Annotated in this window: 32 protein-coding genes and 1 tRNA gene; 17 read left to right on the plus strand and 16 right to left on the minus strand. The window is 34.9% G+C overall.

Features of this window, described 5'->3' with window-relative positions; translation table 11 throughout:
* Positions 1-32 precede the first annotated feature (32 nt).
* From J2X31_RS16290 to J2X31_RS16305, 4 genes are all read right to left on the minus strand, one after another.
* A complete protein-coding gene (locus J2X31_RS16290; RefSeq protein WP_310028209.1) occupies positions 33-767 on the minus strand; it encodes a hypothetical protein in 735 nt (244 codons plus the stop codon).
* A 161-nt stretch (positions 768-928) separates the two neighbouring features.
* The gene (locus tag J2X31_RS16295) at positions 929-1,081 is read right to left on the minus strand and encodes a hypothetical protein (RefSeq protein WP_310028212.1); all 153 of its coding nucleotides are present in this window, start codon (positions 1,079-1,081) and stop codon (positions 929-931) included.
* 111 nt (positions 1,082-1,192) lie between these two features.
* Positions 1,193-1,429, minus strand: a complete 237-nt coding sequence (locus J2X31_RS16300) for a hypothetical protein (RefSeq protein WP_310028214.1) — start codon at positions 1,427-1,429, stop codon at positions 1,193-1,195.
* 133 nt (positions 1,430-1,562) lie between these two features.
* Entirely contained in the window at positions 1,563-2,195 is a 633-nt protein-coding gene (locus J2X31_RS16305) for a YciE/YciF ferroxidase family protein (protein ID WP_310028216.1), read from the minus strand.
* A gap of 369 nt (positions 2,196-2,564) precedes the next feature.
* On the opposite strand from J2X31_RS16305, the gene J2X31_RS16310 reads away from it, so the two are divergent.
* Together J2X31_RS16310 and J2X31_RS16315 are read left to right on the plus strand one after the other, a co-directional pair.
* Positions 2,565-3,062, plus strand: coding sequence for a hypothetical protein (locus J2X31_RS16310; RefSeq protein WP_310028219.1), 498 nt, complete (start codon positions 2,565-2,567; stop codon positions 3,060-3,062).
* A 112-nt stretch (positions 3,063-3,174) separates the two neighbouring features.
* Entirely contained in the window at positions 3,175-3,876 is a 702-nt protein-coding gene (locus J2X31_RS16315; RefSeq protein WP_310028222.1) for a DUF421 domain-containing protein, read from the plus strand.
* Here J2X31_RS16315 and J2X31_RS16320 read toward each other — a convergent pair.
* Positions 3,873-4,721: an SDR family oxidoreductase gene (locus J2X31_RS16320; RefSeq protein WP_310028224.1), complete on the minus strand. Its 849-nt coding sequence runs from the start codon at positions 4,719-4,721 to the stop codon at positions 3,873-3,875. The two genes, J2X31_RS16315 and J2X31_RS16320, sit on opposite strands and share 4 nt — an antisense overlap.
* A 238-nt stretch (positions 4,722-4,959) precedes the next feature.
* On the opposite strand from J2X31_RS16320, the gene J2X31_RS16325 reads away from it, so the two are divergent.
* The 4 genes from J2X31_RS16325 (at position 4,960) to J2X31_RS16340 (ending at position 7,327) form a co-directional block, all read left to right on the plus strand.
* Positions 4,960-5,523: a DUF1543 domain-containing protein gene (locus tag J2X31_RS16325; RefSeq protein WP_310028226.1), complete on the plus strand. Its 564-nt coding sequence runs from the start codon at positions 4,960-4,962 to the stop codon at positions 5,521-5,523.
* Positions 5,524-5,646: 123 nt separating this feature from the next.
* A complete protein-coding gene (locus tag J2X31_RS16330) occupies positions 5,647-6,270 on the plus strand; it encodes a hypothetical protein (protein ID WP_310028227.1) in 624 nt (207 codons plus the stop codon).
* Positions 6,267-6,839: a hypothetical protein gene (locus tag J2X31_RS16335; RefSeq protein ID WP_310028230.1), complete on the plus strand. Its 573-nt coding sequence runs from the start codon at positions 6,267-6,269 to the stop codon at positions 6,837-6,839. The genes J2X31_RS16330 and J2X31_RS16335 overlap by 4 nt, the downstream gene beginning before the upstream one ends.
* Before the next feature lie 89 nt (positions 6,840-6,928).
* Positions 6,929-7,327: a hypothetical protein gene (locus J2X31_RS16340; RefSeq protein ID WP_310028233.1), complete on the plus strand. Its 399-nt coding sequence runs from the start codon at positions 6,929-6,931 to the stop codon at positions 7,325-7,327.
* Between the two features lie 29 nt (positions 7,328-7,356).
* On the opposite strand, the gene J2X31_RS16345 is transcribed toward J2X31_RS16340, so the two are convergent.
* Entirely contained in the window at positions 7,357-8,169 is an 813-nt protein-coding gene (locus J2X31_RS16345; protein ID WP_310028235.1) for a sulfite exporter TauE/SafE family protein, read from the minus strand.
* A gap of 167 nt (positions 8,170-8,336) precedes the next feature.
* Between J2X31_RS16345 and J2X31_RS16350 the strand changes: the two genes are divergently transcribed.
* Positions 8,337-11,180 carry a PAS domain S-box protein gene (locus J2X31_RS16350; protein ID WP_310028237.1) on the plus strand — a complete coding sequence of 948 codons (2,844 nt, stop codon included), beginning with the start codon at positions 8,337-8,339 and terminating at the stop codon, positions 11,178-11,180.
* Between the two features lie 2 nt (positions 11,181-11,182).
* Here the strand turns inward: J2X31_RS16350 and J2X31_RS16355 are convergent, their stop codons facing one another.
* The 4 genes from J2X31_RS16355 to J2X31_RS16370 all read right to left on the minus strand — a co-directional run bounded on the left by J2X31_RS16355 (position 11,183) and on the right by J2X31_RS16370 (position 13,463).
* Positions 11,183-11,638: a DUF1801 domain-containing protein gene (locus J2X31_RS16355; protein WP_310028239.1), complete on the minus strand. Its 456-nt coding sequence runs from the start codon at positions 11,636-11,638 to the stop codon at positions 11,183-11,185.
* Between the two features lie 13 nt (positions 11,639-11,651).
* Entirely contained in the window at positions 11,652-12,089 is a 438-nt protein-coding gene (locus J2X31_RS16360; RefSeq protein WP_310028241.1) for a DUF6526 family protein, read from the minus strand.
* A gap of 456 nt (positions 12,090-12,545) precedes the next feature.
* Positions 12,546-13,052 carry a pyridoxamine 5'-phosphate oxidase family protein gene (locus J2X31_RS16365; RefSeq protein WP_310028243.1) on the minus strand — a complete coding sequence of 169 codons (507 nt, stop codon included), beginning with the start codon at positions 13,050-13,052 and terminating at the stop codon, positions 12,546-12,548.
* A gap of 36 nt (positions 13,053-13,088) precedes the next feature.
* Positions 13,089-13,463, minus strand: coding sequence for a SpoIIAA family protein (locus tag J2X31_RS16370; protein ID WP_310028246.1), 375 nt, complete (start codon positions 13,461-13,463; stop codon positions 13,089-13,091).
* A gap of 208 nt (positions 13,464-13,671) precedes the next feature.
* On the opposite strand from J2X31_RS16370, the gene J2X31_RS16375 reads away from it, so the two are divergent.
* From J2X31_RS16375 to J2X31_RS16400, 6 genes are all read left to right on the plus strand, one after another.
* Positions 13,672-14,220, plus strand: a complete 549-nt coding sequence (locus tag J2X31_RS16375; RefSeq protein WP_310028249.1) for a type 1 glutamine amidotransferase domain-containing protein — start codon at positions 13,672-13,674, stop codon at positions 14,218-14,220.
* Between the two features lie 112 nt (positions 14,221-14,332).
* Positions 14,333-15,094 carry a dienelactone hydrolase family protein gene (locus J2X31_RS16380; protein WP_310028250.1) on the plus strand — a complete coding sequence of 254 codons (762 nt, stop codon included), beginning with the start codon at positions 14,333-14,335 and terminating at the stop codon, positions 15,092-15,094.
* Between the two features lie 104 nt (positions 15,095-15,198).
* Positions 15,199-16,173 carry a DUF3667 domain-containing protein gene (locus J2X31_RS16385; protein ID WP_310028253.1) on the plus strand — a complete coding sequence of 325 codons (975 nt, stop codon included), beginning with the start codon at positions 15,199-15,201 and terminating at the stop codon, positions 16,171-16,173.
* A 6-nt stretch (positions 16,174-16,179) separates the two neighbouring features.
* Positions 16,180-17,136, plus strand: a complete 957-nt coding sequence (locus J2X31_RS16390) for a DUF3667 domain-containing protein (protein ID WP_310028255.1) — start codon at positions 16,180-16,182, stop codon at positions 17,134-17,136.
* 3 nt (positions 17,137-17,139) lie between these two features.
* A complete protein-coding gene (locus J2X31_RS16395) occupies positions 17,140-18,171 on the plus strand; it encodes a M28 family metallopeptidase (protein WP_310028257.1) in 1,032 nt (343 codons plus the stop codon).
* 4 nt (positions 18,172-18,175) lie between these two features.
* Positions 18,176-19,099: an alpha/beta fold hydrolase gene (locus tag J2X31_RS16400; RefSeq protein WP_310028259.1), complete on the plus strand. Its 924-nt coding sequence runs from the start codon at positions 18,176-18,178 to the stop codon at positions 19,097-19,099.
* A 42-nt stretch (positions 19,100-19,141) separates the two neighbouring features.
* Here J2X31_RS16400 and J2X31_RS16405 read toward each other — a convergent pair whose 3' ends face one another.
* Positions 19,142-19,399: a hypothetical protein gene (locus J2X31_RS16405; RefSeq protein ID WP_310028261.1), complete on the minus strand. Its 258-nt coding sequence runs from the start codon at positions 19,397-19,399 to the stop codon at positions 19,142-19,144.
* Positions 19,400-19,565: 166 nt separating this feature from the next.
* On the opposite strand from J2X31_RS16405, the gene J2X31_RS16410 reads away from it, so the two are divergent.
* Positions 19,566-19,754 (plus strand): hypothetical protein, encoded by a 189-nt coding sequence (locus J2X31_RS16410; RefSeq protein ID WP_310028262.1) that lies wholly within the window; start codon positions 19,566-19,568, stop codon positions 19,752-19,754.
* Positions 19,754-20,026 (plus strand): type II toxin-antitoxin system RelE/ParE family toxin, encoded by a 273-nt coding sequence (locus J2X31_RS16415; protein ID WP_310028265.1) that lies wholly within the window; start codon positions 19,754-19,756, stop codon positions 20,024-20,026. The genes J2X31_RS16410 and J2X31_RS16415 overlap by 1 nt, the downstream gene beginning before the upstream one ends.
* Positions 20,027-20,093: 67 nt before the next feature.
* On the opposite strand, the gene J2X31_RS16420 is transcribed toward J2X31_RS16415, so the two are convergent.
* From J2X31_RS16420 to J2X31_RS16440, 5 genes are all read right to left on the minus strand, one after another.
* Positions 20,094-20,167: transfer RNA gene (locus J2X31_RS16420), tRNA-His, on the minus strand.
* A 64-nt stretch (positions 20,168-20,231) separates the two neighbouring features.
* Positions 20,232-20,948 (minus strand): bacillithiol biosynthesis deacetylase BshB1, encoded by a 717-nt coding sequence (bshB1, locus tag J2X31_RS16425; protein ID WP_310028268.1) that lies wholly within the window; start codon positions 20,946-20,948, stop codon positions 20,232-20,234.
* 36 nt (positions 20,949-20,984) lie between these two features.
* Positions 20,985-22,043, minus strand: a complete 1,059-nt coding sequence (locus tag J2X31_RS16430; RefSeq protein WP_310028269.1) for an isochorismate synthase — start codon at positions 22,041-22,043, stop codon at positions 20,985-20,987.
* Positions 22,036-22,470 (minus strand): PaaI family thioesterase, encoded by a 435-nt coding sequence (locus J2X31_RS16435; protein WP_310028272.1) that lies wholly within the window; start codon positions 22,468-22,470, stop codon positions 22,036-22,038. Before J2X31_RS16435 ends, J2X31_RS16430 begins: the two co-directional genes overlap by 8 nt.
* A gap of 53 nt (positions 22,471-22,523) precedes the next feature.
* Positions 22,524-22,655 (minus strand): hypothetical protein, encoded by a 132-nt coding sequence (locus J2X31_RS16440; RefSeq protein WP_310028276.1) that lies wholly within the window; start codon positions 22,653-22,655, stop codon positions 22,524-22,526.
* A 103-nt stretch (positions 22,656-22,758) separates the two neighbouring features.
* Here J2X31_RS16440 and J2X31_RS16445 point away from each other — a divergent pair, with 103 nt between their 5' ends.
* Together J2X31_RS16445 and J2X31_RS16450 are read left to right on the plus strand one after the other, a co-directional pair.
* Entirely contained in the window at positions 22,759-24,339 is a 1,581-nt protein-coding gene (locus J2X31_RS16445; protein ID WP_310028278.1) for a hypothetical protein, read from the plus strand.
* Positions 24,340-24,629: 290 nt separating this feature from the next.
* Entirely contained in the window at positions 24,630-25,268 is a 639-nt protein-coding gene (locus J2X31_RS16450; RefSeq protein WP_310028280.1) for a DUF1579 domain-containing protein, read from the plus strand.
* Positions 25,269-25,388 lie beyond the last annotated feature (120 nt).

Below are 25,388 nucleotides of genomic sequence, written 5' to 3' on the forward strand. Positions count from 1 at the left end.
TTCGGCATCCTTGGTAGTGAAATTCAAAGAAATTATAGTTTCTTCTCGCTTTTGGAAGTCACCTTTCCAATTCTTTTTTTCAAATCGCCCATCAATTCTGTCAATGCACTTTCGCACATTGGCAATATCTTTTCTGGCTTTAATACCGGAATACCTTTTACCATCACGCCTGTTTTTTTAGATCTTTCGCTTTCGTTGATCACAAAAACCTTCTCTCCTGATTTATTATACAAGGCCATTCTGGCAAAGGCTTTCATTTTTAGGGTCATGTTGTTGCCAATTCCGAAACCTTTTTCAAAACCAAAATTGATGTAAACGAACATTACTCCATCGGCTTCATCTGCAAAAAGTTTTGCCAAACCTTCCTCATTGTATTTTCCATTGAAGCCTTCGTAAACATATTTATAACCATCATAAACCAAATAGTTTTTTGCATCGTAGTTGCTGAGCTCGTATTTTGGTTGGAAGTTTTTGTATTTTTCAGATTCCAAAACCTTGGCTTCTGGCAATAATTCAAACGGAAACTCCTTTGAATAGTCGTCAAAGAAATTGCTGTGAAATTGTTTCAGCAAAGGCGTCAGGTTGAAATTTGGATTTTCCCTAAGATCCAACACGTCCTTGATCAATTCTTCGCTTCCGATATCCAAGGCAGTAAAATCAATTACTTTGTTGGCATAAAATGTAACCACGGCTACTTTTTTCTTTTGAGCATATCCTATCGCGGTTGCAGCAAGTAGGAGAAACAAAATTGCTTTTTTTAGATTCATTGTTTTTTTGTTAAAGTTTTTATCAATATTTGTTAAATGTAAACATAAACACTTGTAAATCAATTTTAAAAGCAAATTATTATTGTTTGAACTCTTATATGTTTATAAAATCAATGTAGTATCAACATAAAAAAACCTGCAAATAAATTGCAGGCTTTAATTTAGTGTGCTACTGAAAGGCTATCAATGACTTGAGTAGATTGTTGGTCTTCGAAATTATTACCATCGTCACAATTTCCGCAAGAAAAGGTTAAAAATCCTGCAAAAAGTGCAAATGCTAAATAGGCTAGAATCTTAAAGTTAATTGTTTTCATAAGTCGGTTGTTTAACAATTGTTTATCATTTTGGGGTCAAAAAACAAAAATAAATTTTACTCATTATGAAATATTATAAAATTCCAATCTATACTTATAGGATTACCATATCTATCTTCCTGCATCAGTATCTCTTCCATGGGTATCGCTTTGGCCTTTCATGTTAGGATCAATGACAGAATCCTTAATGACCTGCATAGTATCTGAAGATTGCTCCAAAGAATTATCGTATTCTGTCGGTTGGTTTGCTTCAATCCTTTCTTCTGTTGGAGTTATGGCTTTATTATCCTTGCAGGATAAAAATGTTGTGGTCAGAACCAAAGCCAATAGTGTGTACTTCGTTTTCATAAATATTGTATTTAGTTAATGATTCTGAATAGTTCAATAAACGCTATAATTACCTTCTAAATAATTTTTTGAAAGTAAAAATTAAGTGACCTATTCGCATAAGATTGCCGAAGTTTTCACCTCATAATACCAATTATTCTTCATCTTGCTCGGCCGCTTCAATATTGATTGTTGCCAATGCAATTTCAGTCAAAGCTACATCCGCATTTTTCTCTTCTTCTAAGGTTGAGGCCAAAAGTTCAGCCGCTTCGCTTTCACCCAAAGTGTTTGCAAATGCATACAAAGTTCCGTATGTAGCAATTTCATAATGTTCCACTTTTTGAGCGGCGGCAATGATTCCAGCATCCCTCACTACACCTTTTTCGGTTTCTTCCAAAATGCCTTCGCCTTCCTTGATTAGGCCCTCCATAGCATCACATTTTTTAGCTACAGCTTTTTTTCCAATGCTTTGAAATACTTTTTCCAAACGTGCAATGTGTTCTTCTGTTTCGGCCAAATGATCTTCAAGGGCTGTTTTCAATTCGGGTGAAGTGGCATTCTTGGCCATTTTTGGCAATGCTTTTGTCAGTGCTTTTTCGGTCCAATAAATGTCTTTCAGGCTGTCTTCAAACAAGGACCTCAAGCCATCGGCTGCATTTGATTTTGCTTTTACAATTCCTTTTGTAGAAGTTCCTTTTGATGTTGATGTTTTTGTAGCCACATCTTCCGTGGTTGCACTTTTCGTAGCGTTACTTTTCTTAGCTGTACTTTTTGTGGTCGTTTTCATAACTTTTTTATTTTAATAATTATAAATGAACAATTTTCATCCAATACAAAATTTGGTTTTTTAGGGATGAAAAACTTATACAATTTCAGCTGAAGATTACAAGATTATAAATTATTAGGATATTAATAATCAAGTTATTAAAATTAACAAATTCCAAATTTTGATACCTTTAAATTATATAATTCTCGTAATTAATACTATAATATTTAGGAGTAGTTTGTCTATACATTTGAAATAATTAAGCATCCGAAACTTAGAAAAGTTTTAAAGATCACTAGAAAAGTGGTCTTACTATCAAAAAACCAAAAAAGAATAAAATATACATCTAATAGATAAAAATAATTTTTAACCATTTTAAATACAACAGCTATGAACACAAACCAAAACGGTAATTCCGGTCAAGGCAACCGCGATAGCCAGAATCCAAATCAGGATTCACAAAGAAATCAATCAGCAGAACAGTTTGGTGGAAATGAGTCTAAAAGATTCAACAACGATGACCTTGAAACTGAGAACCAACGTTTGACAGGAAATGCCACTGAAGAAAGCACTTCTGAAACACGGAACAACAACGATCGTGACAACGAAGACAGACGTTTGGGTGAAAGGGATTTTAACTCTGGAAACTCCCAATACAGCAACGAGGAACTTGAAGAAGAAGAAGCTCGAATGACAGGAAACACCGAGGAAGAAAGAAGAGCAAGCGACAGAAAAAATTATGGAGGTAGTGATGAGCAAGATGCACATGACGATCACTATAAAGCCTCTCCTGAAGATGAAGATGAAGATTTAGATGCTGCCGAATACGACAGTGAACCAGATGATTTTGATGATGATACTGATTTAAATAGAGACCGAAATATTTAAAAAGCACCTCACAAAATCCTTAAAAGGATAATTGGGCACTTGCTTGATTGTCCTTTTTTGTATTGAACAATTTCGTAATTTAGACTACAATTTTAACCCCAAAACAATTGCTATGCCATTTTCTGCAGTATTCGAACTCGATAAAATCCTAAAAGGAAAAGAAGAATGGCTGTTTCTTTTTGAAATTGCTTTACGAACAATCCTAATGTTTGTTGCCATATTGATAACGCTTGCCATTTTAGGAAAAAGAGGCGTCAAACAACTTTCGGTATTTGAATTGGTAATCATCATCAGCTTGGGTTCGGCTGCTGGAGATCCGATGTTCTATAAGGAAGTTGGTGTTTTGAGTGCCTTTACGGTTTTTATTTTTATTATTATCTGCTACAAGCTCACCACCTATTTGGCTTTGAAAAGCGACCGATTTGAAAAGATGATTGAAGGGAAACCCATTTGCCTGGTTAAAAATGGGAAGTTCTCCATCACGAATTTCAAAAACGAACCCCTGGGATACGACGAATTTTTCGCAGAGATGCGGCAATACAGTGTTTCCCATCTCGGACAAGTGGAAATAGCATTCATTGAAGTTTCTGGCGAAATCAGCCTTTATTATTATAGAGATGATGAGGTGAAATATGGACTTCCGATACTACCTCATCTCTATCAAGAACAGCATTGCCAGATTACGAAAGAGGATGTTTATTCCTGTGCCTTTTGCGGAAATACCGAAACGATTGAGGAAACCCACAAACATCTTTGCTCGGTTTGCAGTAAAGATAAATGGGTGAAATCCATCAACAGCACCAGAATTACCTAACTTCCAACAATTTCTCCACCATTTAAATGTATGACTTGTCCAGTTATGTAACTGCTGTCTTCTGAAGCCAAGAACACAAAGGCGGGTCCCACTTCCGATGGCTGTCCTGCCCTACCCATTGGTGTGTCTTGACCAAAGTCCGAAACCTTCTCAAATGTGGCTACAATCAAGGGTGTCCAAATTGGTCCTGGAGCAACGGCATTCACACGGATTCCCTTTTGAGCAAGCATCGCAGAAAGAGAACGCGTAAAAGTTACAATAGCACCTTTGGTACTTGAATAGTCCAACAGATGTTCGCTTCCCCGATAGGCCGTTACGGAGGTAGTGTTAATAATTGTATCGCCTTTTTTTAGATGCGGAAGCGCTTCTTTTACTATATAAAAAAAAGGATAAATATTAGTTTCAAAGGTTTCCTGCAACTGTTTCTTTGTAATGTTTTCGATTTTGTTTTCAGAGAATTGAAGTCCGGCATTGTTGACGACAATATTTAATCCGCCTAACTCCTTGATTGTTTTCTGTACCGAGATTTGACAGAATTTTTCGTCCTTTAAATCACCCTTAATCAGCAAACATTTTTTATTTTCCTTTTCCACCAACAATTTTGTTTCTTCGGCATCTTCCTTTTCATTAAGATAAATAATAGCTACATCGGCTCCTTCTCTGGCAAAATGAACGGCAACACTACGGCCGATTCCGCTGTCGCCTCCCGTTATCAAGGCAACTTTACCTTCTAGTTTTTCGCTTCCTTTATAGTTTTTATTGATGATTTCCGGTTGAGGATTCATCTTAGCTTCCTGACCCGGAAGATCTTGTTGCTGCTCTGGAAACTTCTTTGGCTTAGTCATAACATTTTTTTTTGGGGTTATATATAAAATTAAGGAATCGATCTGTTGATTGGTTTCAATTTATGGTTTCTTTTTTATATTTTTTACTACTCATTCGTTTTATTTTAACAAGACAGAAGCAGATAGATTTTTTAACCTTGGGAAAAGTCATTCATCTTATGGCATTACGATTAGCTATATGGAAACAAACCAAACTTGTTTTTGCCTCTTGCCTCAAAAAAACTAACTTTGCAATAGTATGGAAAACAAACTCAAACTCTATATGGTTATGCTGGGATGCACTCCCGATGGCAGACTAACTGAACAACATGACATCTTTTTCGGAATTGGAACTTCTTTAAAGGATTTGTTGCCAGACATGATTGCTTTTTGGCCAGAAGCCAAAGGACAAATTCACATTGATGCCTGGAGGGAAGTTACTTCAACGGATGGTTTTTCGATAGAAGTGGTGGAAAGAAACGCCAAAACAAATTCTAACCAACACCTTTTCTTTTTAAACCTTGGCGGATACAAGAAAAATGAATTTGAAGAATACCACTATAAAGTACTCACTGTTGCCCCTCTTTTGTCCACAGCCATAAAGGCTTCGAAGGAAACAGCATTCTATAAACATTTTGGATTTAAGGGAGCCGCCTCACACGTTGATGACAAATACGGCATTGATGTGGATGATGTTTTTAAGGTAGAAGATATTTTAGGAACGCATTTGAAGGAACGCTACCAATTGAAAATTACCGAAAACACCTTTCAAAAAGAAGACAAACTGCACATTGGCTATGTAGCCCTTTCGAAATTGATTTAATTGATTTTTTTATATATTTAACAGAAATAAAAATTGATAACTGTCAGAGTTAGATAACACTTTTGGGTGGATATGTCTGATAGCAGAAATATAGACAAGTAATAACCCATTTCAAATGCAACGATGAAACATTGTACTGTAATTTACTTTCTGCTTTTACTCTTTAATTTAACTTTTGGTCAAGAATCAAAAAATATTCTTTATTGCAATGATTTGAGAGATACAATTTTCAAAGTTGAAGAAGTAAAGGAACGAGATTTATTCTACAATCTTATTTCAATCGAAAATATTGATGGAGAATTTGTCTTTAGATCTTGGGAAGGGAATAGTTGTGTAGAAATAATTCAAAATAATAACTCCATAACCGGTAAAATTCATTTTGCTACGCAAAAATATAGTAAGAATAAAAAAAATAAAACGGTGTTTACCAAATCCTATGAGTTTTCTAAGGAAACTGCAGACACGCTTTTAAAAAAAATAAAAAGTTATACTATTATAAGAAGGCCTCACCAAAGCGGGATGATTCCTGTTGTCCATACTTTTATAATAAAGCAAGATTCAGAAAAGGAAATATATACCACTGACAATCCTAAATTACAAACACTGATTTTCAATATAATTCCTATGAAATCATTTTTAGATATGTTTGAAAATGATATTCCTTTTAAAAAGTACGTAGATTGGAATTTTCGAAAAGAAAACAAGTATTATATTACAAAATATAAAAAATTAAATAGATCAAGATGAAACAAATAATCACATTTCTAACTCTTTTCGTTTGCTTAATTTCACTTGGACAAAAAATTGATATAAATTCAGAAATTAAAAAAGATTTCAATGAGTATTACAATCTTATTGCTGATAGAAAAATTGATAACGCATTGGAATATTCAAACCCTAAATTATTTGAAATAATCCCAAGAGAACAAATGAAAAACTTAATGGAAGCAGTTTATAATATGCCAAATATTGAATATAAAACTGGAATTCCAACATTCTTAAAATTTGACGAAATAAAGCGAATTGAAAATGTTAACTATGTCAAGTTTTATATAATTTCTCCAATTGAAATGAAATTTAAAGACATTGAAAATAGCGAAGAAAAAGTATTACAAATGATTAAAAATTTTGAAGCAAAATTCGGAGTTGGAAATGTAAAATTTGATAAGGAAAGTGGATTTTACAAAATCAATGCTGAAAAAATAATAATTGCCGATAATGAGAGTAATCTTTTAGATTGGAAATTTGTTACCGTTGACAATCCGAAAATGAAATTGTTACTTGAAAAAATTATTCCGTCTGAACTATTAAATTAAAAAACTGCAAATCGCGTAAGCTCGAATCATTGGAAAGGTTTAATCTTATTGCTAAAACTTCAATTTCTATACTTAAACACTTAATAAAAATGACTTTCCCTTTAATAAATATATCGATTGAAAAATGGCCAAATAGCGAAGATATAATAGAGTTTATTGTTTATGAGAAGTATATTTATACCAACAATGATTCAGTATTTAATGAATTTTATAAGGATAAATTATTTTGTGACTGTGAAGGGAGTGTTTTCAAAGCAACTAGAAAAGTAAAAATGACTCAACATTGGCGTAACTGGTTAAAATTTCTACCAAACGTTTGGAAAACTGAAGTAATTTACGAAGCGACCACAAAAACCATGAGCATCGAAGAATTACGGGAATATTTAATGAATAGAATTTCTGACCTTGATGATAGTGACTTTATTCAAAAATGGCTTTTAAAAGTTAAAATGGCTAAAACTTATAGTCAATTAATTAATGGGGAATAAAAACATAACTACACAAACCATCTAGTTTTTTATTTCCTATCCCAAAACAACTCTTTCACAATAATATAAACCCCCATCACCAAAACAAACCACCCAAAACCTACTTTGAGCTTGTCGCCAGAGATTTTTTTGGAGAGGTAATTTCCGATAAAGATTCCGATGATGGAACAAAGAGTAAAGAGCAAAAGTAAATTCCAATCCATTGAACTGTTGTGAAGCAAATCGCCTGTGAAGCCAATAAGGGACTGAACGGCTACGATAAACAAGGAAGTCCCGATGGCAATTTTCATGGGCATCCTGATCAATAAAACCAAAGCTGGAATAATGAGGAAGCCACCTCCAGCTCCAACGGTTCCGGCCACTACTCCGATCATTAAACCTTGGAGGGTTATTTTCAGGTATTTGTTTTTGATTACTTTGGTGTGCTCTTTTTCGGTTGCACTGGAATGCATCATCTTCAAGGCCGACAAAATCATTATAATGGCAAAAAAAACCATTACAGCAATTGATTTTGTAAATTGAAATGACTCCAGGGAAAAGATAACTTCGGGGATATTGGGAACCAAATAACTTCGGGTTAGGAAAACTGCAAAGATGGAAGGAATGCCAAAAAGAGCAACTGTCTTAAAATCGACTTCCTTGTTGATGGCTTTTTTTATTCCGCCAACCAAAGCCGAGGAACCCACAATGAACAGTGAATAGGCTGTTGCAAATATTGGATTTACCCCCATGATGTAGACCAAAATTGGAACAGAAAGTATCGAGCCTCCACTCCCAATTAATCCTAAAGATATACCCACTAAAACTGCTAAAATATAACCTACGATTTCAAAAATGTCCATTCCTGTGCTGTACTTTATTTTATGATAAAAGTACTACCTAAATTAGGAAAATCATATATTATTATTAAAAATCAATACAAATAACATTAAATATTTAAGAGTTTAGTTGTTTTTAGATGTTAAAAAAACTTATCTTTATTCCAAATCTTTGTTACCCCAAACTCAAGATGAACCTAAAAAAAGCATGGACTTCAATTGTTAATTGGCTAATTGACAGACCTAAACGCACTAGCTATTTGGTCCTTTTCGTGTGTCTTATCATTTCCTATTTTATCATCTCCTTGCGCTATGAAGTGAGCCATAAGATTCATGATCGAGAAATGTCGGCGATCCTTCATACTATTCATAAAAACATCGAACAAACCCTCAAGGCAAGTTATACCAGTACTTTAACCTTGGCCATGACCCTAAACCATCATGGTGAAGTAGAACATTTTCAGACGGTTGCTTCACAAATAATTCAATCTAATCCTGATATAAGTGCGGTTCAGTTGGTTCCTGATGGTGTAATCAAATATATTTATCCGATTGAAGGAAATGAAGAGGCTTTAAACTACAATCTTTATGGCAACCCTAATTTAAAGGAAGAAATCCAGAAATCTATTACTTTAAACAACATGTATTTTGCTGGTCCATTGCAATTGAGGCAAGGCGGAATTGGCATTGTGGGACGATATCCTATCTATCTTAAAAAGAAACTCTGGGGATTTTCGGCAGTGGTTATAAAACTCGATACGCTTCTGAAAAATGCAGGGGTAAATGAAATTGATTCTTCAAAATTTTACTTTCAATTTGGAAAAATCAATCCAAATACCAAAGAAGAGGAATTTTTCATGCCCAACAAGGAAGATTTTTCAGAGAAGCATTTTAGCGAAGTTTCCTTTCCCGATGGCGACTGGAAAATTTACCTGATCAGCAAAGACGAAAACTATCTAGTGGCCGATCTCCTCCCTTTGCTGATTCTATGTTTGGCATTAAGTACGTTGTTATCCATAACGATTGGCTTAATCCTAAAAAAGCCTTCCGAATTACTTTCCCTGGCAAGAAAACAAAAGAAGAAATTGATTAAAAGTGAAACCCGATATCAAAGCATTTTCAGCCAGGCCGCTGTTGGTATTGCCAAAATAAATTTTATAACCAACCAATATGTTGAAGTTAATGAGCCCTATTGTCAGTTTTTTGGTTACACTCTTGAAGAGCTGAAAAATAAAAACTACAAAGAAATTACACACCCTGATGATTTATCCCATACGATGTCGAGCTTGCAGAAATTGATTTCAGGAGAAATCTCAAAAATAGTGGCCGAAAAAAGATACATCAAAAAAAATGGCGAGGTTGTTTGGGGACGCGTAACAGTTTCTCCTTTATGGAGCCAAGGCGAAACACCAAAAACGGTTATTTCTGTGGTTGAAGACATAACTGCAACAAAGAAAGCCGAAGAAGCCATCAAAAAAAGTGAGGAAGAATACCGCAGTCTTTTTGATGATTCGCCAATTGCCTTGTGGGAAGAAGATTTATCGGAAGTGAAAAAATATTTGGAAGATCTTGGCTTGATGGGAAAAGACAAATCAATGGTTTCTGATTTTTTGAATGCAAACCCCAAAATTGTTGACAAGTGCATTTCATTGATTCGAATTATAAATGTAAATACTGAAAGTCTTGTGCTTCACAATGTAGAAAGCAAGGAAGAATTGATTGCCAATTTCCCTGAAATCATCAAGCACGGAACGTTTGAAGCTATTATTAAAATTTTAATTGGCGTTACGCAAAAAGAACAAAAAGGACGAATTGAAGGCAAGATTGTTTTTCCGAATGGAACTACTAAATACATCTCGCTGACCTGGAATATCGTTAAAGGATATGAAGATTCGCTGGAGCGTATTATCATTTCAACCGAAGATATTACCGAACGTAAGGCTTCGCAAAAAGTTATTGTGGCTTCTCAAAAACGAATCGAATCGCTCATCAATACTATTGATGGAATTGTCTGGGAATGTGATGCAGTAACGTTCAAGTTTAGCTTCATCAGTAAGAAAGTAGAAAATATTTTAGGCTATACTGTCGAAGAATGGATGGAAAGTCCGAACTTTTGGGTCGATCATATTTATCCCGAAGATCGTGATTGGACGATTGATTATTGTACCAATCAAACAGTTCAACTCAAACAGCATGATTTTGAATACCGCATGATTGCCAAGGACGGCAGAATTGTATGGCTTCGTGACATTGTGAATGTGATTACTGAAAGCGATGGTTCGGTTAACTTGAGAGGTATCATGATTGATATTACCCAAAGTAAGGATATCGAAATTGAACTGAACAATTCCTTTTCGCTAGTGACCGAACAAAACAAGCGTTTGCTGAACTTTTCTTATATCATCTCACACAACCTTCGTTCGCATACGAGCAATTTGCAATCGCTTTCCACTTTACTTAAAAATGCCGAATCAGATAAGGAAAGAGAAGAACTCTTGCCGTTATTAAGTTCTGTTTCTGAAGCTTTGAATGAAACGATGCACAACTTGAACGAGGTAGTGAACATTCAAACCAATGTAAACCTAAATGTTGAACCTTTGAATTTAAGAAGGTGTATTGACAAGACACTTCACGATCTTTCTATAGAAATCGAACAGAGAAACATTACGATAAACTGTAAGGTTCAGGAAGATACATTGGTAGTTTATAATCCGGCCTATCTGGAAAATATTCTTATCAACTGTATTTCAAATGCCATTAGATACAGTGACCCAAATAAAGATTCCTACATCAATATTCAAAGCTATATCGAAAATTCAAAAACGGTTCTTGAAATTTCCGATAACGGAATCGGGATTGACATGCAAAAAAACAAGGACAAGATTTTCGGGATGTATAAAACCTTCAACAACAACCCAGATGCAAAGGGAATGGGCCTTTTTGTCACCAAGAACCAAATTGATGCCATGGGCGGAAGCATCACCGTTGAAAGCCAACTTCATGAAGGAACTTCCTTTAAAATCTATTTCAAATAGAATTATTTTTTGAAGGCCGTTTCATAGGTCGTAATCCAATCTTGAACGGTCATTTTTGTAGCCAGTTCTCCGAGTAATTCATACGGAATATCGTTCATCTTCTTGAGTCGGATACAGCTTTTTCCCATATCCAACTTGGTTTTGCAATGCTTTGGATATTCGGCTACAAACCAATCGTAGAGTTCCTTATTGGCATAAATTCCCATATGGTAAACCGCAATAAAATTCTTTTGGGAAGCCATTCCTAAAAAAGGCAACGGTTGTTTCGGATCGCAATGATAACCGTTTGGATAAATAGAATGTGGCACATCATAGCCCATCATCCCGTAGCCCATTCCTTCCGCAAAACCTTCGGGAAGATTTTTTAAAAAGATAGTTCTTAATTTTACCATCACTTCTTTTCTATCCTCTGGAAGCGAAGCAATGTATTCGTCTGCTGTTTTAGCTGTTGATTGCATTTTTTTATATTTTTTAAACCCTGTGATTATCTGGAATCCACATTAATATACTTCGTTTAATCCTCCTGCTCGACAGATTTTCCTCCAACGCCTTTTTTACCAATCCTGGCAATTCATCATCCGATGCAAAACGGAGGGCAAAGATTTGGCTGTCGCGTAATTTGTGTTCTATCAATTCAAATCGTTCGTTGGTCAACACAAAATACCTGTATCGCATCTCCAACCTGATGATCCTGTTTTGAAGAATCAATGCATAATGCTGGCGGAGCATAAAACTCACCCAAATAATCAAAGCTATCAAAACCGAAATAAAACTCCAAAGCAATTTATCTTCTCTTAAAAAAATAAAAGAAATACTCGATATTAAGAGCAAGGTTGCAAGAGGATAAAACACAAAATGATGGGCCGGATAAAACTGGATATGATTGGTGTAGCTCTGTTTCTTTTTCATGAAAAATTTTTAATAATTAATTTTGTCAGAAGTTAAATATCAGTTAATTAGCTTCTAAAAATTGACTTTTGGCTCTTTATGTGGTATCTTTATACTAGTTCTAAACACAACATCTTTTATTAAATTTAAAGGTTAGTTACTTTAACAAAAAGCCTGAATTTTGGAATTAATTCCTCTTTTTTAAACGTAAACCTTTTTCATAGGTTTGTTTTTTTTGTTTTAGTAAATGTGAGAGGTCTTACTTATAGTGGGACCTCTTTTTTTCTGCTTTAAATTCCAAAATTTTACGTAAAAGTACTTTTTATTTTCGAAAAATTAATAATACTGTAATTTTTAGGTATAAAATCCCCTCAATAAAAAAATTAGACACGAATTACACTAATTTTCACGAATGATTTGTGAAAATTAGTGTAATTCGTGTCTGTCTTTATACTGCTTTATTTTCTAATAAAATAACTAAACTGATAATTTTCCTTCTATTCCATCATCCAAAGTTTTGCCAATGATGGAACCAACTGCAATTTTCAGCATCGATACCATTTTTCCATTTTTGGTATCCCAATAATAAACGTATTCAGGTTGAACACGCAAAACGGTTAAGTTTGGATCATCTTTTCCTTCTGTGAACCAAGCTTTTGCCATCGGGCTCCATTTTTCTTCGATTGTTGTTTTATCCTTATAGATGAAAGCCTTTCCATATACACTCAAATATTCTGAATCCGACACATTCGAAAATAATAACTGAACCGTTTCATCCTGACGGATTTCGAAATTTTTGTTACTATCAGCCGAACTTAAAAACCACAAATTTCCGGTTTCGTCCACTTCCTGAACACTCATTGGTCGGGTTGAAAATGGCGTGTGATGCAAATCGGTACAAAACATACAAACCCTTGTCGCCTCTGCAAGTTTCTTTAATTTTGCAACTGCTTCTTCATTGGTTAAATTCTTATAATCTCCCATAGCTTTTTTATTTGTTATTTTTTATTGTTATTTTTCTTATTCTAAATCTATTTTTTCAGAAGTCCAATCAACAGCCAAATCATATTCTGCTTTCGGGAAAACCCTGAATTCTCCCGGCATGATTTTGCTGAAAACAGTTGTGAAATTATCCACCGTTTCTGAATCTGAAATGATGGAGGCACGGTTCCATTTTGTCAGATTGCTGATGCCAAGCAATGCATCCTGAAGCCAAGCTCCAATCGTGAAATCCGACGGAGAATTATCCAGATATAAAAGATAATTGAGCTTTCCTGTTTTTTCTACCAATTCTGAAACTTTAGTTTTTACGATTTCAAAATCGTCTTTTGTAACTTCACCTGAAGAACGGAATCCAACCATATTGAATGGCAAATCTGGAATTTGTTGTATCATAGCATTTTTTAATTTTAGGGTTGCTTTCAAAGTTAGTTTTAACAATTTTCAATAAGTTATAGCATTCTTCCAAAAAAATATAAGATATCAATTTATTGGATTTTTCACTTAACAAACATTAAGATAATTTTAGTATTGATTTAAAAATCAAGAAGTTAATAAATCGTAATTTTATGAAAATCAAATTTTACAAATTAAAAAATTTATTATGAAAAAGAGAATTGCCATTTTAGCCACCAACGGATTTGAAGAAAGCGAATTGAAATCCCCAAAAGAATTTTTAGAACAGCAAGGTTGGACAGCCGATATTGTCAGCATCAAAGGCGGCACAATCAAAGGTTGGAAAGACGGAAATTGGAGCAACGAATTTGAAGTGAATTATACTTTGGATGAAGTTACTTCTAAAGATTATGACGCCTTGGTTTTGCCGGGTGGCGTTATCAATCCGGATCAATTGAGAAGAAATGAAAAAGCGGTTTCGTTTGTAAAGGATTTCTTTAGCGAAGGAAAACCAGTTTCCGCCATTTGTCATGGACCACAGATTTTGGTTGATGCCGAAGTTTTAGAAGGAAGAAGTGTCACTTCATTTTCATCTATCAAAAAAGATTTGCTCAATGCTGGAGCGGTTTGGACAGATGAAGAAGTTGTGGTTGACAGCGGTTTGGTAACCAGCCGGACTCCAGACGACCTTCCCGCTTTCAACAAAAAAATGGTGGAAGAAATCAAGGAAGGAAAACATGAAATGCAATCACGTTAGTTACAAAAGGTTGGTGATTGATGGAGCAGGGTTTAAATGTATTTAGTGCATCGAACCCTGTTTTTTTATTAGATTTTTAAACCGATATTTGTATGAACTCCAATTTTAAATTATGAAAAAGTATTTATTCTTATTATTGATGACAACTTTCCTTTCAAATGCTCAATTGAAACCCATTTCGTATAAAGATGGCCCACAAAAACTCAATGGTTTTGCAATTGCACCCGAAAAAAAACAAAATAATAAACCCGGAATTCTAATCCTTCCTGCTTGGAAAGGAATTGACGAACATTCAAAAGAGGTAGCTCAAAACCTTTCTAAAATTGGTTATTATGCTTTCGTAGCCGATATTTATGGAGAAGGAAACTACCCAAAAGATGCTAAAGAAGCAGGCGAGAAATCTGGATTTTACAAGTCGAATTTTAAGGAATACCAAAGAAGAATTGGTTTGGCATTGGAACAATTGATTAAGGCTGGAGCCGATAAAGATAATATTGTAGTCATTGGTTATTGTTTTGGCGGAACTGGAGCTTTAGAAGCTGTAAGAGGCGAACTGAATATCAAAGGTGGTGTTTCTTTTCACGGAGGTTTGGGGAAAGATAGTGCTAGACCAAATAATAAAATTGAACCTAAAGTTTTAGTACTTCACGGAGCCGATGACAAATTTGTTCCGCAAAATGACATCGATGCTTTTCAAAACGAAATGCGTGACGGAAATGCCGATTGGCAGATGATTTATTATGCAGATGCCGTTCATGCCTTTACCGAAAAAAGTGCTGGAAACGACAAATCAAAAGGAGTTGCCTATAATGAAAAAGCTGACAAACGCTCTTGGCAACATTTGCTTTTGTTTTTGAAGGAAATACTTCAATAATTTTCAAAATAAATTTCCCAAATTCAATTTAATTTCTCTTTTTTTGTTAGTTTTAACATTTCATTGTTACTACAGCAAAAACCTAGAAATTAAATTGTTTTTTTATGGGACACGGTCACACCAGAGTCGATAAAACCTGCCTGAATTGCAACTACGTTGTCGAAAACCGTTTCTGCCCAAATTGTGGTCAGGAAAATATCGATACCCGAAAAACCTTCCACCATCTTTTCGTTCACTTCTTCGAAGATTTGACGCATTATGAAAATTCTTTTTGGAAAACTATTCGGAATTTAATTCTGAAACCTGCTTCGCTAACCAAGGAATATCTTTCTGGAAAAAGGATGTCCTATTTGGCTCCCGTTCGGTTGTATATTTTCATCAGTTTTGCTACGTTTTTAACTATTTCGCTTACTCCTGAAAGGGAATTAGAAGACGGTCCTGTAAAAGTGAACTTCGATAAAGATGAGATAAAAATTGATTCGATTACGGACAGAAGTGCTGACAAACCTAAATTCGTTTTTCTAGATTATAAGAGTGTCGAGCATTTGGATTCACTACAAAACAATAGTACTGCCGAAGATAAGCTTCCTCCTTTTGTTTACAAAATATTTAGGAAGGCAATCCATGTTTCAGAAGTCAATACACAAGAGGAAATCGAGGAAAAATTTAAAGAATCATTCATCCATAATTTTCCTAAGGTCTTGTTTATCTATATGCCAATTTTCGCTTTTTTCCTTTGGCTATTCCACAGCAAAAAGAAATGGTATTACTTTGACCATGGTATCTTTACCTTGCATTATTTTTCGTTTCTGTTAATCTCCTACTTAATTGTGGCTTTAGTTAAAGAAATCTTATACATCTTTGGAGAAAATACGATTGCAAATGTGCTATCAGGAATTATTGGTTTCGTAGCTTTCTTATGGACCTTTTATTATTTCTTTCCGGCCCATCATCGCTTTTATGGCTGTAGCCGAAGAAAATCAGTTCTAAAAGGTGTACTATTGTTTTTTATCAATGGCTTTTTTATCTCGCTACTATTAGCCGCTTTTGCCTTTTATACTTTTATCAATATTCATTAAACAATAATGGGAAAACATCATATCAGGGAAGACAATGTTTGTCAAAATTGCGGTTATATTGTTGAAAACCGATATTGCTCCAATTGCAGTCAGGAAAATACAGAAACACGTCAATCATTTGGATATGTCGTGAAGCACTTTTTTGAAGACTTCACCCATTATGACAATGCATTTTGGAAAACAATAAAGTACCTGCTTTTCTATCCTGCAAAACTCACAAAAGAATATCTCTCTGGAAAAAGAATGTCGTTTGTTCCTCCTGTAAAATTGTATATTTTCATCAGTTTTATTACTTTTTTGTTGCCTAAATTATTACCTGAAATTAATGTAAACGACTATCCGATAGAAATTTCCGAAAGTAATATAGCGTCACAAAAAACCCAAATAAAAGCATGGGATAGAAAAAAATATTCATCGTTTGAAGAATTTGATTCCATCCAAAAAACGTTGCCCAAAGAACAAAGATTAAGTGACACAAAATATTGGCTCTCCAAAAAAACATTTGAATTTTATGAAAAAACTTCGAATGAATCATTGGCAAATAGAATATATGAAACTTCCATGAATGGACTTCCTAAATTTATATTCCTTTATATGCCCATTTTTTGTTTCAGTCTTTGGCTATTTCACAACAAAAAAAAATGGATGCTTTTTGATCACGCCATTTTCACACTTCACTACATTGGCTTCATTCTATTAACCGTAACAATATCCGTCACTTGTATAGAAAATTTTATGAGCCACGTTTTTAATACAAAGACTTTTAATCTGCTATCCGATATCAATAGTTTTTTAACCCTCGGATGGATTGTGGCTTATTTTTTTATTGCACATAAAAGAATGTATCAAGAAAAAAATTCAATATCATTCATTAAAAGCACTATACTGTTTTCTTTAAATCTTTTCCTTGCTATTGTACTTACTTTTTCAACAGTACTCTACATCATTTTTAAAACCATTTAAACTATGAAAAAGACACTCTTACTCTGTTCTGCTTTTTTGATTCTTTCCTGCGGAAGTACAAAAAGTATAGCTCAAAAACCCGATTATTCAAAAGCTGATGTTGCAAAATATATGAAAAGCATCACAGCCGAAGACTTGAAGAAACACCTGTTTATTGTAGCTTCGGATGAAATGGAAGGACGAAACACAGGAACCGAAGGTCAGAAAAAAGCTGGAAAATACCTTATTGCTGAATATCAAAAGAATAAAATTTCCTATCCTAAAAAGGCGGATGGTTTCTATCAAAAAGTGCCGTCAGAATTTATGTCGAGAGGATTCAGTCCGAAACTAAATGATTCTGAAAATATCTGGGCATTTATTGAAGGTTCTGAAAAACCCGAAGAAATTTTGGTGATTTCTGCCCATTACGATCACGTTGGGATGAAAAACGGAGAAATCTATAACGGTGCCGATGATGACGGTTCCGGAACTGTAGCCTTGCTGGAAATCGCCCAAGCTTTCATGCAAGCTAAAAAAGATGGTTTTGGTCCGAAACGTTCTATCCTGTTTTTGCACGTTACTGGAGAAGAACACGGTTTGCACGGTTCACGCTACTATTCTGAAAACCCATTATTCCCGATTGAAAATACCATTGCCGATATCAATATAGACATGATTGGCCGTCGAGACGATGATCATAAAAACACTAATAATTATGTGTATGTTATTGGTTCCGACAGACTTTCGACTGACTTGCACAACATCAACGAAGAAGCCAACAAGAAATACGTAAACCTTGATTTGGATTACCGATACAATGATTTGAATGATCCTAACCGTTTCTATTACCGTTCCGATCATTATAATTTTGCCAAAAAAGGAATTCCATCTATCTTTTATTTTAATGGCGTTCACGAAGATTATCATCAACCAGGCGATGAACCTGAAAAGATTGAATATGATGCTTTGGCAAAAAGAACCCAACTTGCATTTGTAACCGCTTGGGAATTGGCCAATAGAGAAAACCGACCGGTTGTGGATAAAGATGGAAAATAAGAATATGAAAAAAACAACCTTACTTTTTTTACTTTTTTTTACGACTTCCTTTTTTAGTCAGGAATTATACGTAAAACATTACGGTTCAGAAAAAGGAATTCCGATTCTTTTTCTACACGGAGGTCCGGGTTATAATTCGGCTGGATTTGAACTTACAACAGCTCAAAAACTGGCCAATCAAGGCTTTTTTGTAATTGTTTATGACCGTAGAGGCGAAGGGAGATCGGAAAACTTAAAGGCGAAGTTCACCTTTGAAGAAACTTTTTCAGACATCAATTCAATTCTGGAAAAATATAAAATTAAAAAAGTGTCGCTCATTGGCCATAGCTTCGGTGGGATTGTCGCCACTTTATATGCCGAAAAAAATCCAGAAAAAGTAAAGAATATCATCTTGGTTGGAGCTCCTGTTTCACTTCAAGAAACCTTTAAAAATATTATAGCTAAGTCAAGAAAGATCTATGAAGAGAAAGAGGACAAAGTGAACTTGAATTATATTTCGATGCTAGAGAACATGGATTCCTCTACCATGCAATTTGCCTCCTATTGCTTTGCACATGCTATGCAAAATGGTTTTTATAGTCCGAAAAAACAAACAGACGAAGCAAAGACAATTTATGCCGAATTCTTGAAAAATCCAGATGCAAAACTGGCTTCAAAAATGACAATCGATGCTCCTCAAGGTTTTTCAAACAACGAAAAATATACGATGATCGATTTGACCGAAAACATAAAAAACTTAAGATCGAAAAAAATCCCTGTTTATGGATTATACGGTAAAGAAGATGGGTTATTTTCTGAAAAGCAAGTAAGGGATTTGGAAAACATAATCGGAAAAAACAATTTATTTTATTTTGATGATTGTTCTCATAATGTCTTTATCGACCAGCAATCAAAATTTATAGAACAACTTAAACATTGGAATAAATAAACAAAAAGCTCTGAAATTTCAGAGCTTTTTGTTTATGAATCACTATTGCAGTGGCTCATTTTTGATGATTTCCACCTTCCCGAGTTCAACCGAATCTGTAGTGTCTTTTACAATCAGAATTCCAAATACGTTGACCGGAATATCAATTGGCTCTTCGGAGTTTTTAATTTCCTCCAAAATGTGCTCATAATTTTGAGGATGAATGGCAATTGTATCCCCTTTTTCTAATTTGTGATCAAAAATATAATCTCTCAACGATTTGAAAGAGATTTCTCCTCCAATAAAAACTTGCTGTCCCATAACTTTTTTATTTAAATTTAGAAATTTAAATCCGAAAGAGAACTCAATTTATGTTTTCGTTAAGGAAGTTTTTTGTCTGATTATAAATTCAAAACTTAATTCGCAACTTCAAATGGCTTTAATATTGAGTATGGTTTTTGTATATTTGTACTATTAAAAAATAGAAATGATGGCAGAAATAACCTTAAAATTTGATGCGAGAAATCCAATTGCAAAAAAAACCATTGAGTATGTACTTTCTTTAGGTTTATTTAAAAAAGTTTCTGGTTTGGATCAAGCTTTGGACGATGAAAAAAAAGGAAAAGTAAAAAAGTATAAAAACAGTAGCGAACTTTTCAAGGAAGTGTTGCGATAATGTATATACTAACCACTACGAGAAGATTTGAAAAAAGTCTGAAACTTTGCAAAAAGAGAAATTATGATTTGTCTTTATTACAAACTGTATTGGATTTGCTTCAAAATACTGGAAAATTACCCGCTAAATATAAATCTCACAAGTTAAGTGGTGATTTCAAAGATTGCTGGGAATGCCATATCAAACCAGATTGGCTTTTAGTTTGGAAACAAAATGACACGGAATTAGTGTTACTCCTTTTAGATACAGGAACCCACAGCGACTTATTTTAGTCGCTTTCTATTTGCTTGAAATAACAACAAAAAAAGCTCCAGATTTCTCTGAAGCTTTCTAATTATGGGTGGATGACCGGGTTCGAACCGGCGACCCTCGGCACCACAAACCGATGCTCTAACCAGCTGAGCTACAACCACCATTTGTTTAACGAGTGCAAATATACAGCAAATCTTGATTACTGCAAATAAAAATTTGAAAAAATTACATCAAATCTCCTAAACTATTGACTGCCAAATATCTTTCAACCGTAAAACCTTCACCATAATCTGTTCCAATCAATCTGCCTAGGTCTTGAGCCCGATAATGCAGGCTGTCGAGGAAGTTTTTTGTCGCAATCGGAGTCGTTGGCTCCTTTGTGTCGGGGCTATAGAATTGAGAACTGTAGGCCATAATCGCCTCTATTTTTTTATCATTGAAACCTGTAATGTCCACCACAAAATCAGGCTCGATGTTTTTCCATTGAATGTAATGATACACTAATTTTGGTCGCCAAGCTTCTTGATTTTCACCATCCAATTCCGTTTCAATCCTTCTTAAACCGGATAAAAAACAAGCATCCGAAACCAATTTACTTCCTTTTGCATGGTCAATATGTCGGTCTTCAACAGCATTGCACAAAACGATTTCGGGCTTATATTTTCGAATCATCTTGATGATTTCCAACTGATGCTCTTCATTATTTTGAAAAAAACCATCCCGCATTTTCAAGTTTTCACGAACAGCAACACCTAAAATCTTAGCTGAATCACTGGCTTCCTTATCCCTGATTTCAGCCGAACCACGCGTTCCTAATTCACCTCTTGTTAAATCAACAATACCAACTTTCTTTCCAAGGCTGATTTCCTTCGCCAATGTTCCGCCACAACCCAATTCAACATCGTCCGGATGAGCCCCGAAAGCTAAAATATCTAATTTCATAACTTGTCTTTTTTCTTTAATCTATTCTCTTTTTCTTCACAACAAAATCCTTTTCATTGTTAATGCTTTATTGGCAGTTTCCACAAATTCCTTTTCCGGAACACTGTCTTTGGTAACGCCACAACCAATATATAAATGTGCTTCGTTTTCCTTGACTTGCATACACCTCAAATTCACAAACAAATCTGATTTGGTTTCTGAAGTAACAAAAGCCTTATTCAATTCGCCCAGAAAACCCGAGTAAAATTCCCTATCATAACCTTCATTTCTCAAAATAAATTCCCTCGAAACAGGTTTTGGCAAACCACAAACTGCAGGAGTAGGATGCAAAATTTCAAGCACTTTCTTTAAATTATTTTCAGGTTTTAAAACCGCTTCAATATCGGTTTTAATGTGAAGGATAGCTCCAGCTTTCAAAGTATAAGGTTTTGAAATAGATAATTCAGAAGCGATATCCTTTAAATTATCCACAATAAAATCCGTTACAAATTCTTGTTCCTCGATTTCTTTTTCTCCCCAAATTACGTCCTTGTTTTCCTCAACTTTTTGAGTTCCCGCTAAGGCAACCGTATTGATTTTCAAACCATCCGATTTCAGCAATTGTTCTGGAGTTGCACCAATCCACATTCCAACCTTTGGATGAAACCAACAGTATTTAAAAGCTGTCGGATAGGTTTGCAACAATCTTTCGAAAATAACTGCGAAATCAAAATCTTCAATCGCAACAATTTCTTTTCTAGACAAAACGACCTTTTGGAAACTGCCATTTCTAATTGCATCAATACCTTTTTGAACCAAATTTTCAAAGGCTTCTTTCCCTTTCTCATTCTCTAAAACAGGAAAATTATTTGAATTATTTTCTTCAAAAACAAAATCTGTAATCTTAATTTCTGATTGATTTTCGGGAATCAAAACCTGCCTATTTCCATCAAAAGAAGCAAAAACAAAACCCGATTCTTCAAAATTTTCAACAGAATACAATTCGTCGTTTTTTTGAAAAAGCCCTACAATCTTGTCCAGATTTGGTTTTGAAAAAACTACAAACGGTAGTTTCTTCTCAAAATGTTTCTTTGCAAAACTTAACAAATCAATCATTTGCATTTCGTTTTGGCAATATCATGTTGGTCAATTTGCAAAGCGAAATCAGATTGTCGTTTTCATCCGTAATCCTAATTTCCCACAAATGAATGCTCCTCCCCTTGTGGATAATCCTTGCCGTTCCATACACAATCCCGTTTCTTTTGCTCTTCAAATGATTGGCCGAAATCTCAATTCCACGAACTTCCTGCTTCTCCGAATTGATATACAACATCGACGCCGCACTTCCAACACTTTCCGCCAACGCCACCGAAGCACCACCATGAAGCAATCCCATCGGCTGATGAACGTTCGGATTCACGGGCATTTTCGCTACCAAAAAATCTTCCCCAGCATCAATATATTCAATTTCCAAAGTCTGCATCAGCGTGTTTTTCGAAAAACTGCGACACAGATTCAGTATTTTTTCCTTATCGAATTCCATTTTTTAAAATTTTACTGCAAAAATAGCCATTATTTACGAACTCTTTTTCTTTTTTAGTAGCTAATCCCGCTATCCATTCCTCTCGTCCCAAAAGACGAGACCATTACAATCGGGGCTTCGCCGTTGGAACCAGTAGTTTCAAAATAAATCTTTTGTCCTAAATAAGTATCGTCGTCTTTCTGCATTATATAAAAAAATATTGCCCCAAATTCAATCATAAAAAATAAATGAATTCCCGAATTCGTGGCTAATCAACATTTTTACTATTTTTACCAAAATTCATCCATAATGCGTAATTCTATTTTTGTCCTTTTTATAGGAATTTTAATTTCACTCACTTCTTGCCGAAAAGATTTCGACTTCGAAACCAGCAACGGAGGTTTAGGATTTTCAAAAGACACGGTTTACCTTGACACGGTTTTCACCAATATTGGTTCCAGCACCTACACCTTGATGGTTTATAATAAAAGCGACAAGGACATCAAAATCCCAACCATTGAATTTGCAAAAGGTCAAAACTCAAAATACCGAATGACCGTTGACGGAATGACAGGCGACAACAACCGGAAATTCAATAATGTTGAACTTTTGGCAAAAGACAGCCTCTATATCTTTATAGAAACCACTGCCGAAATCATCGATGCCAATCCAACCGATTTTCTCTATACCGACCAGATTTTATTTGACGCAGGAACCAAACAGCAAAAAGTTGAACTCGTGACCTTGATTCAAGATGCCTATTTCATCTATCCTAATCGGGAAAATGGCATTTATGACTCTGTCGAATATGGTTTAGATGAAAATGGAGAAGTTACCCGAGTTTTAGGCCGATTGCTTCAAGACAATCATCCCGAAAACGGTAATGAATATGTTTGGGGCAACGACAAACCGTATGTGGTGTATGGTTTTGCAACAGTTCCAAACAACAAAATATTAACCGTAAATTCTGGAGCAAGAATTCATTTTCATGCCGATTCTGGAATTATTGTTCAAAATGGAGGAACATTAAACGTAAACGGAGCTCCATCTGCAACCGATGCTTTAGAAAACGAAGTAATTTTTGAAGGCGATCGCCTGGAACCTGGCTTTGCTGATGTTCCCGGTCAATGGGCAACGGTTTATTTTCAAGAGGGAAGTAAAAACCACACCATTAGCCATCTAACCATAAAAAATGCACTTGTCGGATTGTTGGTTTTTAATAATTTTGAAAACCCGATTGCCATCGATAATACAAAAATTTACAATTCGGCTGCTTACGGAATTTTAGCACAGCATGCCAAAATTGATGCTTACAATATGGTCATCAATTCCAATTCGAGAGGAGTTGCGAGTTTGGCTTGTATTTTTGGAGGAGCTTATAATTTTACGCATTGCACTATTAATAATGAACGTTCGACTTCGAGCCATGTTTCGGTTTTGTTGACTAATTTTGTGCTTGACGGCAATAATAATTCTATACCGGAGGACTTGACAGAGGCTAATTTTAACAACTGCATTATTTATGGTTCCAACAGCCGACAGCTTTTAATCAGCAAGGACGCTTCGAAACAATTTGAATTCAAGTTCGACCATTGCTTGATTAAATTTGATAAGGCTGGAAATCAAGGATTAATAAACAGTCCTGAATATCAATTTGATGATAACATTCATTACGTCAACAATTTGATTGCAAGAAATTCAAGTGAGTTCAAACCTCAATTTTTGAATACTCAAAAAAATCAGTTGATGATTGGGGATGATTCGGCTGCTAAAGATGCTGCTAATTTCAACTTTTCAACAGGAATTTTTGCTAATGATCTTTTAGGAAGCCTAAGACAAAACCCTTCTGATATTGGAGCTTATAATGCTGTTGTTTTTCCAGAAGAATAATATTTTAAAGTACTATAATAAAATCGGGATGGCTTATAGCTGTTCCGATTTTTTTTATTGATTTAGATTCCCAAAGATTAAAGAATGCCTAAAGATTTTATTTTAGCCCCGACTGGAGGGATCTCGTCTTTTAGGACGAGAGGAAGGAAGGCGGGAACATGGATTGTTTTGTTCGCAAGCGATTTGCTTCTAATAGACACACTATGTATAAAATTATATTTTTTGATTATTTATCAATTTTAAACATCTTTTTTTATAATTTTATACAAATTAATCAAAACAAAGAACTTATGAAAACAAATTATCTTTATTTAGGAGCGTTACTACTAGTCCTTGCCTCATGCAAAGACAATGTGAAAGTGGAAGTTAAAACAGACAGCACAGATACGGTTGTTGCAGCAACTCCAGAAGCTCCAAAAGCTGATTCTGCAACGGTGGCAAAAGCTTGGGAAGCTTATATGACACCATCGAAAGGACACGAAATGCTAGCGAAAGACAATGGAACTTGGAATGCAGAAATGACGTTTTGGTCGCCTGACAGTCCAGAACCAATGAAATCTACAGCGGTTGCTACCTACAAGATGATTTTGGGAGGCAAATACCAAGAGGCAAACTACACGGGCGATATGATGGGAATGCCATTTGAAGGAAGAGGGACTGTGGCGTATGATAATGCGAAAGAAAAATTTATCTCAACCTGGATTGACAATATGGGAACGGGAATGATGGTTAGCGAAGGAACGTACGATGAAGCTTCTAAAACCTTAACTTTTACTGGAAATATGGTGGATCCTGTTACTAAAAAGGAAAAGCTAATCAAGGAAATCATTACTTATATGGATAACGATACCCAAAAGATGGAAATGTTTGACGTTGAGAACGGAAAAGAATTCAAGTCGATGGAAATTATTTCTAAAAGAAAAAAATAAAATACAGCTGCAAAACGAAGCAAAAACCGTCTTAATGACGGTTTTTTTTAGGTCTAAACTCAACTAAAATCTTTATTTTAATGCTTTGCAAATTGCAGTTTTTTAAACTATTTTTGCACT

The sequence above is a fragment of the Flavobacterium arsenatis genome, from assembly GCF_031456785.1.
Classification (GTDB): Bacteria; Bacteroidota; Bacteroidia; order Flavobacteriales; family Flavobacteriaceae; genus Flavobacterium; species Flavobacterium arsenatis.

Excerpts from the sequence above, each read along its gene's own strand:
- J2X31_RS16390 (WP_310028255.1), top strand. The coding sequence starts at position 16,180 with ATGGGAAAACATCATATCAGGGAAGACAATGTTTGTCAAAATTGCGGT.
- J2X31_RS16305 (WP_310028216.1), bottom strand. The coding sequence starts at position 2,195 with ATGAAAACGACCACAAAAAGTACAGCTAAGAAAAGTAACGCTACGAAA.
- J2X31_RS16330 (WP_310028227.1), top strand. The coding sequence starts at position 5,647 with ATGAAACATTGTACTGTAATTTACTTTCTGCTTTTACTCTTTAATTTA.
- J2X31_RS16445 (WP_310028278.1), top strand. The coding sequence starts at position 22,759 with ATGCGTAATTCTATTTTTGTCCTTTTTATAGGAATTTTAATTTCACTC.
- J2X31_RS16350 (WP_310028237.1), top strand. The coding sequence starts at position 8,337 with ATGAACCTAAAAAAAGCATGGACTTCAATTGTTAATTGGCTAATTGAC.
- J2X31_RS16300 (WP_310028214.1), bottom strand. The coding sequence starts at position 1,429 with ATGAAAACGAAGTACACACTATTGGCTTTGGTTCTGACCACAACATTT.
- J2X31_RS16360 (WP_310028241.1), bottom strand. The coding sequence starts at position 12,089 with ATGAAAAAGAAACAGAGCTACACCAATCATATCCAGTTTTATCCGGCC.
- J2X31_RS16395 (WP_310028257.1), top strand. The coding sequence starts at position 17,140 with ATGAAAAAGACACTCTTACTCTGTTCTGCTTTTTTGATTCTTTCCTGC.
- J2X31_RS16440 (WP_310028276.1), bottom strand. The coding sequence starts at position 22,655 with ATGCAGAAAGACGACGATACTTATTTAGGACAAAAGATTTATTTTGAA.
- J2X31_RS16380 (WP_310028250.1), top strand. The coding sequence starts at position 14,333 with ATGAAAAAGTATTTATTCTTATTATTGATGACAACTTTCCTTTCAAAT.
- J2X31_RS16410 (WP_310028262.1), top strand. The coding sequence starts at position 19,566 with ATGATGGCAGAAATAACCTTAAAATTTGATGCGAGAAATCCAATTGCA.
- J2X31_RS16325 (WP_310028226.1), top strand. The coding sequence starts at position 4,960 with ATGGAAAACAAACTCAAACTCTATATGGTTATGCTGGGATGCACTCCC.
- J2X31_RS16355 (WP_310028239.1), bottom strand. The coding sequence starts at position 11,638 with ATGCAATCAACAGCTAAAACAGCAGACGAATACATTGCTTCGCTTCCA.
- J2X31_RS16430 (WP_310028269.1), bottom strand. The coding sequence starts at position 22,043 with ATGATTGATTTGTTAAGTTTTGCAAAGAAACATTTTGAGAAGAAACTA.
- J2X31_RS16450 (WP_310028280.1), top strand. The coding sequence starts at position 24,630 with ATGAAAACAAATTATCTTTATTTAGGAGCGTTACTACTAGTCCTTGCC.
- J2X31_RS16365 (WP_310028243.1), bottom strand. The coding sequence starts at position 13,052 with ATGGGAGATTATAAGAATTTAACCAATGAAGAAGCAGTTGCAAAATTA.
- J2X31_RS16370 (WP_310028246.1), bottom strand. The coding sequence starts at position 13,463 with ATGATACAACAAATTCCAGATTTGCCATTCAATATGGTTGGATTCCGT.
- J2X31_RS16320 (WP_310028224.1), bottom strand. The coding sequence starts at position 4,721 with ATGACTAAGCCAAAGAAGTTTCCAGAGCAGCAACAAGATCTTCCGGGT.
- J2X31_RS16345 (WP_310028235.1), bottom strand. The coding sequence starts at position 8,169 with ATGGACATTTTTGAAATCGTAGGTTATATTTTAGCAGTTTTAGTGGGT.
- J2X31_RS16385 (WP_310028253.1), top strand. The coding sequence starts at position 15,199 with ATGGGACACGGTCACACCAGAGTCGATAAAACCTGCCTGAATTGCAAC.
- J2X31_RS16415 (WP_310028265.1), top strand. The coding sequence starts at position 19,754 with ATGTATATACTAACCACTACGAGAAGATTTGAAAAAAGTCTGAAACTT.
- bshB1 (WP_310028268.1), bottom strand. The coding sequence starts at position 20,948 with ATGAAATTAGATATTTTAGCTTTCGGGGCTCATCCGGACGATGTTGAA.
- J2X31_RS16310 (WP_310028219.1), top strand. The coding sequence starts at position 2,565 with ATGAACACAAACCAAAACGGTAATTCCGGTCAAGGCAACCGCGATAGC.
- J2X31_RS16400 (WP_310028259.1), top strand. The coding sequence starts at position 18,176 with ATGAAAAAAACAACCTTACTTTTTTTACTTTTTTTTACGACTTCCTTT.
- J2X31_RS16375 (WP_310028249.1), top strand. The coding sequence starts at position 13,672 with ATGAAAAAGAGAATTGCCATTTTAGCCACCAACGGATTTGAAGAAAGC.
- J2X31_RS16435 (WP_310028272.1), bottom strand. The coding sequence starts at position 22,470 with ATGGAATTCGATAAGGAAAAAATACTGAATCTGTGTCGCAGTTTTTCG.
- J2X31_RS16335 (WP_310028230.1), top strand. The coding sequence starts at position 6,267 with ATGAAACAAATAATCACATTTCTAACTCTTTTCGTTTGCTTAATTTCA.
- J2X31_RS16405 (WP_310028261.1), bottom strand. The coding sequence starts at position 19,399 with ATGGGACAGCAAGTTTTTATTGGAGGAGAAATCTCTTTCAAATCGTTG.
- J2X31_RS16290 (WP_310028209.1), bottom strand. The coding sequence starts at position 767 with ATGAATCTAAAAAAAGCAATTTTGTTTCTCCTACTTGCTGCAACCGCG.
- J2X31_RS16340 (WP_310028233.1), top strand. The coding sequence starts at position 6,929 with ATGACTTTCCCTTTAATAAATATATCGATTGAAAAATGGCCAAATAGC.
- J2X31_RS16295 (WP_310028212.1), bottom strand. The coding sequence starts at position 1,081 with ATGAAAACAATTAACTTTAAGATTCTAGCCTATTTAGCATTTGCACTT.
- J2X31_RS16315 (WP_310028222.1), top strand. The coding sequence starts at position 3,175 with ATGCCATTTTCTGCAGTATTCGAACTCGATAAAATCCTAAAAGGAAAA.